Origin of the sequence: Flavobacterium sp. 22659, from assembly GCF_052044235.1 — a bacterium.
Lineage (GTDB): Bacteria > Bacteroidota > Bacteroidia > Flavobacteriales > Flavobacteriaceae > Flavobacterium > Flavobacterium johnsoniae.
This window is the reverse complement of record NZ_JBQEMU010000043.1, coordinates 1-10,471: the sequence shown is the minus strand read 5'-3', so window position 1 is coordinate 10,471 and position 10,471 is coordinate 1. Positions and strand designations below refer to the sequence as shown.

4 protein-coding genes are annotated in these 10,471 nt (G+C 34.8%); 1 reads left to right on the top strand and 3 read right to left on the bottom strand.

Annotated features, from left to right (window positions below; genetic code table 11):
• The 3 genes from ACTJIW_RS24095 to ACTJIW_RS24085 form a co-directional block, all read right to left on the bottom strand.
• Positions 1-1,715: DUF7507 domain-containing protein (locus tag ACTJIW_RS24095; RefSeq protein WP_440718496.1), on the bottom strand; the 1,715-nt coding region annotated here is incomplete at its 3' end.
• A gap of 138 nt (positions 1,716-1,853) precedes the next feature.
• Positions 1,854-6,404: a T9SS sorting signal type C domain-containing protein gene (locus ACTJIW_RS24090; RefSeq protein ID WP_121359846.1), complete on the bottom strand. Its 4,551-nt coding sequence runs from the start codon at positions 6,402-6,404 to the stop codon at positions 1,854-1,856.
• A 399-nt stretch (positions 6,405-6,803) separates the two neighbouring features.
• Positions 6,804-7,280 (bottom strand): regulatory protein RecX, encoded by a 477-nt coding sequence (locus tag ACTJIW_RS24085; RefSeq protein ID WP_440716912.1) that lies wholly within the window; start codon positions 7,278-7,280, stop codon positions 6,804-6,806.
• A 294-nt stretch (positions 7,281-7,574) separates the two neighbouring features.
• Between ACTJIW_RS24085 and ACTJIW_RS24080 the strand changes: the two genes are divergently transcribed.
• Positions 7,575-10,471: glycine-rich domain-containing protein (locus ACTJIW_RS24080; protein WP_440718495.1), on the top strand; the 2,897-nt coding region annotated here is incomplete at its 3' end.

Below are 10,471 nucleotides of genomic sequence, written 5' to 3'. Positions count from 1 at the left end.
TTGTTGGTTTGGACTAAACTTGAATTGTTGTTGAAGGTTAAAGTTCCGCCAGTGTTTACGGTTACTGCATTGGTGATGTTTAATGTAATTCCAGACGGAACAATTAAATTTACAGGTGAATTAACAGTACAAGAACAGGCATAAAAATCTGTTGCAAAGGTATATGCTCCTGTAAAAACGGCACTTTTTGTGCTGTTTGGATCTCCATTGGACCAAGAGGTTCCATTCCAAGTGGTTGATGATTGATTGGTTACCGATACAGTGGTACTTGAAGGAGATTTACAACCGGCAGCATTAGTTACTTTAAAACTATAGACTGTTCCGGCAACAAGACCAGTGATAGTTGTACTCGAACCCGATCCTCTTGTTATTTGTCCATCAGGACTACGTTCAACTTCCCAATTGCCAGATGTTGGTAAATTATTTAAGACTACAGTTCCTAAATCAGTACAAGTTGTATTAATAGTAGTGCCAATTGACGGAGGTGTTAATAAATCTATTGAAGTTGGTGTATCATTTGCAAAAGATGTTCCTGAAATGTCCTCAACAATATTAAAAGAAGGATCAGTTCCTGCAACTTTTGCAGAATTAATAACTCTTCCCAGTGTTACATCTGCAGCTGTAACAGTATATGTACCTCTTAATGTAACTGAAGCTCCGGGAGCTAAACTTGAAATAGTATTTCCGGTGGTATAATTAATAGGTTTTGGATCAGTGATATGGATATCTGTAATAGGAACCTCTCCAGGATTTCTTACCTCAAATGTATAATCAATTTTACTTCCCACAGTTCCACAAGAGGACATCGAAGCAGTTTTAAGCAAATTTAATTCGGCAATCTTTAAGGAATTAGTATTAAAAGCGATAAAAGCACAATCTGAGCTGCCTGAAAAAGTTACTACAAAACGATCTACCAATGATGCATTTGATGCATTAATTTCAAATTCACTCGTTTCAATTGCAATCATTCTCAGCTCTCTTGTTGCAGCCGGAGTAAAAGCATAAGTCCCGTTCATGTTAAACAAATCCAGACTGTAGGTTCCCATAGAAGGGGTAATACTGCTAAAAGTTATTGATAATTCTTTACCAACAGTATTACCTGCAGCATCAATAAACTTAAATTTATCTGGAGTCCCACCATACTCTGCTACCTGAGTTACAATTAAATCCGGTGTTCCATCATTAATACCAATTGTATTTAAATTATTTGTTCCAATTTTAAATTCTGCCGTTCCAGCTTTTATGTTTGCAACCCCAGTTCCAAGTGATAATCCATTTGCTCCATCAGTTAATCTGGACGCAAGCTCTGCACCTGTAGCGGTAGCACCTGTTAGCGGCGGATCTAATCTTGTAACAGTGTTTGATCCATCGATCATAGAACCTTGTAAAAAATAAGTGCTGGTAGTAGAACCTAATGTTTGAATTTTTAGGGCTCTGAATTTTTGTTTATTGTACGTTACAGAATTTGCATCAAGAGCCGCATCATTAACACCAGTAGAATACGTTTTACCGCTCCAACTGAAACCAATTAAATTATTTTCAAGATCCGGACGATTGCCCACAGCTGTCGAAGAATTAGATGTCCAGTAGCCTCTCCAATCTGTATAAATTCTGGATACAGTAGATTGACTTAAAACATTTGTCGATATAAAAAAAAGGATGAATAAAAAATTTAAAAATAAAGAACGGGTAAACAAAAGTGATTTTGGGCACATATCAGTTTATATTTTTTTGGTTGATTGGGTTATGGAGTATATTTTGTTAATGCAATATTTTATTTAATTATGAATTGTATTTACATGGAAAAATCCGGCAGTTTCCACTGTCGGATTTTTACTATTTTATTTCTGTTATTATTTAAAGATCACTTTCTTAGTTGTTGTGTAATCATTTTCAAGAATAATTTTTACTAATAGAACTTGATCACTTGATTGTAAATTCGATATTGAATATTCTGTTGTTCCAACTTTTCCTTTTTGATAAATACTTTTTCCAGTTATATCAAATATGTGGATTTCTTTAATGTTTTCTTTTGCAGAAGCTATTTTGATTACCTTATCTTTTATAGAAACGAAAAGGCCTTCATTAACATTTTCAAAGTCATCAGTTCCTAATGTTTTATTGGTATAACGAAGTGCGAAACGATCTGTAAAGCTTCCAGCTTCAGTTTTAAAAGTGTAATCCTGTGCTTTTAAATCTGAAATAACTCCTGTTGTTTTGTCTTCTAGATATACATTCTGATTATCAAAGAATCCGTCAACATGATCGATTGAGATTGTGAAATCTCCGGCAACTGTTGTTTTGTATCCTAATGGAATTACATCGCTGTTTTCGAATGGAAGCGCACGTGCTTGTATAGAAAATTTAGCTGTTTCATTGATACTGTAAAAATCTACATAAGTGTTTCCATTGAAACTGGCCGCATCGTAATTCAAGTCTAATCCATTTGTTGCTCCTTCGATATAACCAACCAAAGTTTGTTTAAAAGCTCCTTCAGCATTTGATAAATTCAGCCAAACACGGTTTTTTTCAAGATTTTCTGTCTTTGCTGTTTTATAGAAATTTCCATTATTTGCGCTTACTCTCATACTGTTAGTATATGTAATACTAGTTGTAATTGGTTTAGCAAAGAATCCCTGACCGGCAGCAATATATCCTGTTGGGCCTGTTGCATCTCCGCCGTTTCTAACACTTCCTGATAAGTTAAACGCCGCATAATCTGCTGAAGCATATTTGTATTTATTACTTGATCCATCATTAGCTGGAGGTGTGTTATGAGTCCATAAATAAATCGTTCCTATATTGGTATCTCTAATAAGCTTATTACCGTCTATAGCTGAAGGATATGGGTTTCCAAGTAAATTAAACTTGTTTTGAACAGTTGTTTTAACAACATCACCATTATTAGGAATTCCTATAAATGAAGCTGTTTGTGTACTTGGAGTAACAATATCGAAATTCTGCGGACCTCTCACGCTGTATCCTTCTCCCGGAGTCATAGGCAGTCCTCCGCCATAACTGATTACCCAGCTTGCATTTGGGTTATAGCTTGTGTACTTGTCAGAAAGAGTATTTGGAGACATTTTGTAAAGTGTAAAACCAGAAGCCAGTGTTAATGGTGATGACCAGTATGTATAATCGTAACGACGTACTACAGTTTTTCTTTGCATCTCAAAATTAGTGCTGCCTCCTTGAAATGCATTTGCTGTTGTATTATTTTGCAATAATGATCCTCCGTCATTTATAAGAAGTTTTCCAGTTCCTTCAAAAATTAAAGCATCATCTACAGTAAGAGTTTTATTATTTGGAATCGTAAAGGTTACTCCTGTTTTAACAGTACAAGAGCAAACATTAAGATCTGATGCCAAAGTTGTATTCGAGGCAATTGTTATTGCTGTTCCAGGTGCTGGAGTTGATGTTCCATCATAGTTATTAGGAACTGTTACAAAACTAACAGCAATATTAGCATCTCCTCCATCTTCTCTAAGACGGACTTCAATTTTTGAAGCTGAATTTAATGCATAAGTACCCACGTTTGTTAACGCTGTTGTATATCCATTTTGAAGAAAAATTCTAGTACCGTTAAGATATATTTCACCTACATCATCACAATTTACTAATTGAATTTGATAGCTTCCACAAGGAAAACCTTCACGTCTATACGTTACAGTAAACTGATCAATTCCTATCGGTGCTCCCTGCCATCCTGAAAAACTAGAAGGTGAGTTGTTTTTATTCCAAGAAGTTTGTGTGTTAACATTTAGGTTATTATCTACATATGTTCCTGCATAGGCATAGGCAGGTAAATTAATATCTGCAGCAGAAAAACCATAAACATTCCATTTGTTAATTCCATATGGAAGCGATACATCACCTTTGATTTCTCCGTATGAAAATGAAACTCGTGAATCTTGAGCATTTTCAAAATATTCTAAAACAAAACTATGAGTACCTGCTGCTAAAACAACTTGTGCGGCATAAGTAGTATAACTATGAATTGCATAAGAATTTGCTGGAGCTACATTTATTAAATTCCCATCAACATATAATCTTACGCCGTCATCTCCTCCAATTGTAAAATTGTAAGTTCCTGCTGTAGTTGTTGTCTGCATTTTATAGCGTACAAAGAAGTTATCTGCCGGTGCAGATCCGCATATATTAGTAATAACCCCTCTAACAGTACCACTTCCAATATTTCTGTCAAAAATTGCCGGTTCTGTTACGTTCCCTATAAACACATTAGTTGCTGTAGCAGGACTTGCATTTACTGCTGGATTTGGTACACTTCCTGACCATTTATACACATAACCTATCCAGCTATTATTACCAAAAGAAGTCTGATCACCTTGTTCGCAGACAATAATTTCATCAGCTCCCATATCAGGTGCAGTTGTACTTCTGGTTTCATTATCAATATCTGTAGTAATAGTGGAAATTGGCGTTCCCTTAGCATGCAATCCAGAATTTGTTGTGTTTTGTGCTAAGTGAAAATCTGTTGTTGAAATAAATTGTGGCTCAACATTTATGGAATTTTGTTCTTTAGTAGAAGGAAATACTCCTTTCCATGTTGTAAGAGTTGTATATGTTCCTGTTGATAATCTATTTGATAAAGTACCTGAACTTTTTAAGAAATAATTATTGTTGTCAAATTCTGTTATTGCAGTATGATCCGTATTTGAAGAAATTAGATACTGTGTTCCATTTGTTTGAGAATTATAAAATATATTATTTTTAATTCCAATATTACTTCCTCCTGCTATGAATAAACAAGAGGATCTTCCTCCTGCAGAGGTGTTATCCATTGAAATAGTATTATGATAAATTTTATTTTGAGCACCACTGTTAATAAAAATACCATGTCCTTTGTATTGATAATTACTGGTATTATCATTATTAGTGCTAGTACTAATATTATTAATGAAATTATTGTAAATACTATTATTACCACTATCAACATAGATTCCTGCACAATATGTCGGACTTCCTGCTGAATCGTAAACATCACTTATTTTATTACCAAAAATAACTCCATTACTTGTTCCATAAACTGAAATACCTGCAAGATGAGTAGTAGTATTGTTCGAATTTGATCTTAAAACCCCAGAAATAGTATTCTGTGACACTTCATAATCTTTAGCATTATTCAAACGAATACCAACGTGAGGTTTGGTTGTATTTGTTGTTCCTCCTATTACGTTGTTTTGAATCTTCCATCCTGATGACAATGAAGAAGAACTGCCTTCTAAATAAACCGCTTGACCAACAGTTGTAAAAGTTACATTATTTATGACATTAAAAGAGTTAGCGGTCTGTGCACTACTTGTAATATCGCTGTTTCCTCCACCAAATACACCAACAGAAAAATCATAAGTTCCTCGAGCATATTGTCTTAAAATTAAATTTTTAATTTCATTATTATTTGCACCGTTACTATTATTTTCACTTGCAATCCAAATAACGGCTCTGTCGCTGCTTAATTGATTATTATTGTATATAGTTAAGTTTTTTGTAATACCATTTGTTACATTACTACCATCAAAAACTACATTGTCGACACCATTAAGTTTAAAAACAGCTGGTGTTGAAGTACTAGATGGAAAATTTGTAGATTCAATATTAACAGTTCTATTAGTATTTGGTTTAAAGGTTACTTTATAGTTTGTGTTTCCTAGGTAAGGATTTATCACTAATGGAAAAGTTTCCCCTGTTGACCTGTTGTATGTAGTATTATCCAGTAATAAATTTACTGCGCCAGATACTCCAACAGCATTTAATGCCCTAACTGTGCTTGTAAGAGTTGGAAAACTTGCTGTTGCAGCGCTTCCTACTATGTATGTTCCATTCATAGGAGATGGATTCTGTACAATAGTTCCTCTTAGCTTTAGAAGATTATTATTCATTAATTTCCAAGTTCCTCCACCATTATAGGCATAAAAACGAATGTATATTTTTTCTCCTGCATTAATTGCAATATTTAATCCAGAAAGATTCCCCGATGTAGGAGTGTTATAAGGTACAGCGTTTGTAATAGTAGTTAAAATAGCAGAAGTTGAAAAGTCAGCCTGTTTAGAATAACGAACTTGATATCCTGATGAATTTCCTTTGTAAGTAAACTGAATTTCATTTAATATAATTCTTCCATCTAAAATTGGGTTTAAAGTAATTTGAATGTACTTGTTCAAATCAATTGCATTAGCAGTAGGCCAATTTGTTCCTTCAATTCCATCATTAGTTGGAGTTGGATTACCATTTGAAAAACCTGCTCCTGTAACATTACTTGCATCAACAAAATTGTGCAGAATAGTTGGTGCTAAATCGGTTGATCCATTCCATTGTACAAAATCAACATTTTGTGCAAATCCTAAGAAAGGCAAAAACAAGAATAAAAGTAGAGTTTTTTTCATATAGATGTTTTTCTATCAGTTTGTTATGCTGGCATAGTTTTTCGAACCGAGCAAATATAGATACATCTACGTGTTTGATTTTATTAAGGTTTTCACAACTGCTATATAATCGATAAAATGATAAAATAATCGATGAAATACATAGTAAAAATTAACATTTTATGGAATTTCTTATAAAAAGGCTTTCTTAAAAATAAGAAAAATCCGTAATATGATGGGGTTTTGAGTTCGGTTTTCAAGAAAATAATCGAAAAAACGTCTGATATGATAAAAAATCTGTAGAAAAGCGATATTTAACAACTATAGGTTATTTTTTATTCCGTAAGGAATTTAGGATATTTTAGCTAAAGAAATTATCACGAGAAAAATAATATGAAATACGATTTTTATTATATTTTTCTAATCTAAATTTTGTTCTAATTCTTTAACTTTTTCATATACTAAATCACTTTCATAACCGCGTCGAAGTATATAATCGCAGAATTTTTTTCTTTTTTTGAGTATGTTTTTTTCCTGAATAGAATTCCAACATCTTTCAGAAAGAATTTCAAATGTCTCGAAGTATTCTTCAGTCGAAATTTCTTTTAAGGCTAGCGCAATATTTGTTGAAGAAATATGACGAGCTTTTAATTCATTTGTAATTCTAATTTTTCCCCAATATTTTATTCGATGCTTGCCTCTTGCAAAACTGCATGCAAAACGAGTTTCATTTAAAAAATTTCCTTCAATCAACTGAACAACAATTATATTAACCTCTTCCGTTGTCATTTTTAAACTATATAATTTAGAGACTACTTCATCATGACAACGCTCTTGATAAGCACAAAAATGCTCTAATTTCTGTAAAGCTTCTTTTGCAGTGTAAATTTTACTCATGTGTATTTTCTTTCTTTTTTAACTCTAATTGCTAAAAATAAACAAACAACTGTTAAATTTTATGATAATTTATTCACTTTTATCAAAAACAGCATTTAACACAGTTGTTTTTTATTCCAAATTGTAATATTTTTGAGGCAAATTCTGTTTGTTAAACTGTTCAAGATCTTAAACAAATATTAATAAGATTTTTAACATTTTAGCATATAAAAAATCTGTATTCTGTAAATGACAAAATTCTAAATTTTTTATTTGAATTTATCCCAAAACAAAAAAATTAATACCACGCCTACTATGATTAGAAAACTACTTTTTTCATCTTTTTTATTTATTCTTACTTTTTACTCATTTGCACAAACATCAGTTTCAGATAATTCTCCTGGTACTAGATCGTGGGTAGTTCCAGCAGGTATTAATAGTATTACAGTTGAAGTTTGGGGTGCAGGTGGTGCAGGAGGAGGTTCAACCAGCAATAATAATGGAGGAAGCGGCGGCGGCGGCGGCGGGTATTCTTCCAGAACATTTTCTGTTGTTCCAGGTCAAACAATAACATATAGTGTTGGACAAGGAGGAACTGGATCTACAGGTAATGGTACAGCAGGAGGCAATTCCACACTGAGTTATGGTGGAATTTCTGTTACTGCTAATGGAGGTACTGGAGGCAGCCGAAATGCAGGTACACGTGGGACTGGAGGAAATGGAACAACATCATCAGGCTCTAATGGAGTGACAGGAAATGCAAGTGGAGGAAATGGTGGTGATGCAGGAAATGCTCCTGGGACAGGTGGTTCTGGGCAAAGAGATGATAATGGAAATCCTGGCACCTCACCCGGCGGTGGCGGTGGCGGCGGAGAGTATCATTGGTGGTGGGGAAATATGTCTGGTGGGAATGGAGCAAACGGACGAGTTAACATAGTAGGAGCATGTACTCCTACACCTACTTCCCAAGCAGGATCAGATTATTCGTTTTGTATTGATTATAGCAATACCCAAACAGGTACTATAAGTTCAGGACAATATGCGGTAGTAAATGTTATTTCAGGATATAATTATACTTTTTCTGTAGGGAATATTTTTTCTGGCAACGAAAATTTGACCTTATTAGATAGTTCAAATAACAATTTAACTCCAAATATTAGCTCTTCAGGAGCCACTGGAACATCAATTACCTGGACAGCAAATTTTTCAGGACAAATACGTGTTTTTCTAGCGGGCAGTTGTACAGACACAAACAGCGGCACAATGAGCCTAACATTAAATTCTTCCCGCAATAATCTTGACAGTCAAACAACAGCAGGAGCAAATAATACCTGGATAGGTCATATTTATAATTCAACAGGTGCTGCGCCTTCACCATTTACTACTACGAATTATGCAGGGTATTATACCATTGGAACAGAAAATTTTGACACAAACTTTGGCGGAGACTACACATGTTTTCCTGTATTCTCAAATGGAGTCCAAAGAGCTTCGATGTATACAGAAGGTTTTGCTGTTAGATATCGAATGCAGTCAACAAGACCCGCAGGATGTTATTTAATTCGAATAATAGGAGATGATGGAGTAAGATTATCTATAAATAATGGCGGGTATATTTTAGACAGATGGGTAGAACAAGGCGCTACTACATACAGCAACATTTTGGTAAACGTTCCTGCAAATCCAATTTTTACATTAGAATACTATGAAAATGCAGGTGCCAACAGAGTTGCTTTTAACATAACACCATTTGATGCCGCTTTAAATACAATTACAGCTCCGGCTACTGTAAATTTCTGTAATGGGGGAGATCCAGGGGTTATCGAAGGGTCTCTTGAATATAACAGCGCTGATCTTAATGCACCAAATCCCTATATCAATTTTCAATGGCAGATACAAACCAACGGTGGCGGATTTTCTAATATTTCTGGAGCGACTGGAAGAACATATGATCCTCCTGCAATGGTTGCTAACAGCACAGCAAGTGATATAGTATACCAATATCGACGTCTTGCTACCAGTAATGTTGCTGGAACTGGAACGGCTTGTAACTTTACAGAGAGTGCACCGATTACAATTACAAACAGTCCAACAAGTGCTGGCGGAACAGCTTCTGCCAATCAATCGATTTGTTACGGAACACAGCCTGCAAATATTTCTTTAAGCGGTTATAGAGGCAACATACAATGGCAGGTATCTACAGATAATACAAATTTCAACAATATTGACGGAGCTACAGCCGCAGTCTTAACTGGTTCTCAAATGGGTTCCTTAACAAAAACTGCTTATTATAGAGCAATAACAAGTGGGGCATGCAATACAGCAACTTCTACAGTAGTTACAATCACTGTTAGAGCAGGTAATAATATTATTAGTTATAGCAACGGAACTTCAGGCACAGTTTGTATGCAGCCTGTAGAAAATGTGACAGGAAGCCTGACTGCTCCAGCGGGAACCTATTTTAACAATGTAAGTTTTGCCAGTTATGGAACCCCAACCGGAACAACTTGCGGAGCATATGCTACAAATCCTTTCTGCCACGCGGCAACTAGTCAATCAGTAGTTGAAAGTGCGCTTTTAGGTAATGGCAATACAATTTCAATTGCAGCTACAAATGCAAACTTTACAGACCCTTGTGTAGGAACAACTAAAAGATTATACGTTACTGCATCTTATTCTCAATCTATATGTGCAGGAAATTTACCTGGCACAATTACCGGATCTATCCCTACAGGAAGTGGTACTTATACTTATTTATGGGAAAGCAGCACAACCAGCAATACAACTGGTTTCTCTGCTGCATCTGGAACAAACAATGGACAAAATTATACTTCTGGAACTTTAACACAAGACACTTGGTTTAGAAGAACTGCTTATGACGGCGCTTGTTCTTCTGTGTCTGCAGTTGTTTTAGTAAAAGTAATTGCAAAAGTATGGAATGGAAATACTAATACTGACTGGAATATTGCATCAAACTGGACACCAAGCGGCGTACCAACTGCATCTGACTGTGTTGTAATACCAAATACTACTAATAAACCAATTATTAACGGAACTAATACCAATTCATACGCCAATACTCTATCAGTGACAAATTTAGGTTCATTAACTGTAAACAGCACTAATACTCTAAACATCACCAATGCAGTAACGGTAAACACAGGAGGATCACTAACCTTCAACAACAATTCAAGTTTAGTCCAAACCAACAA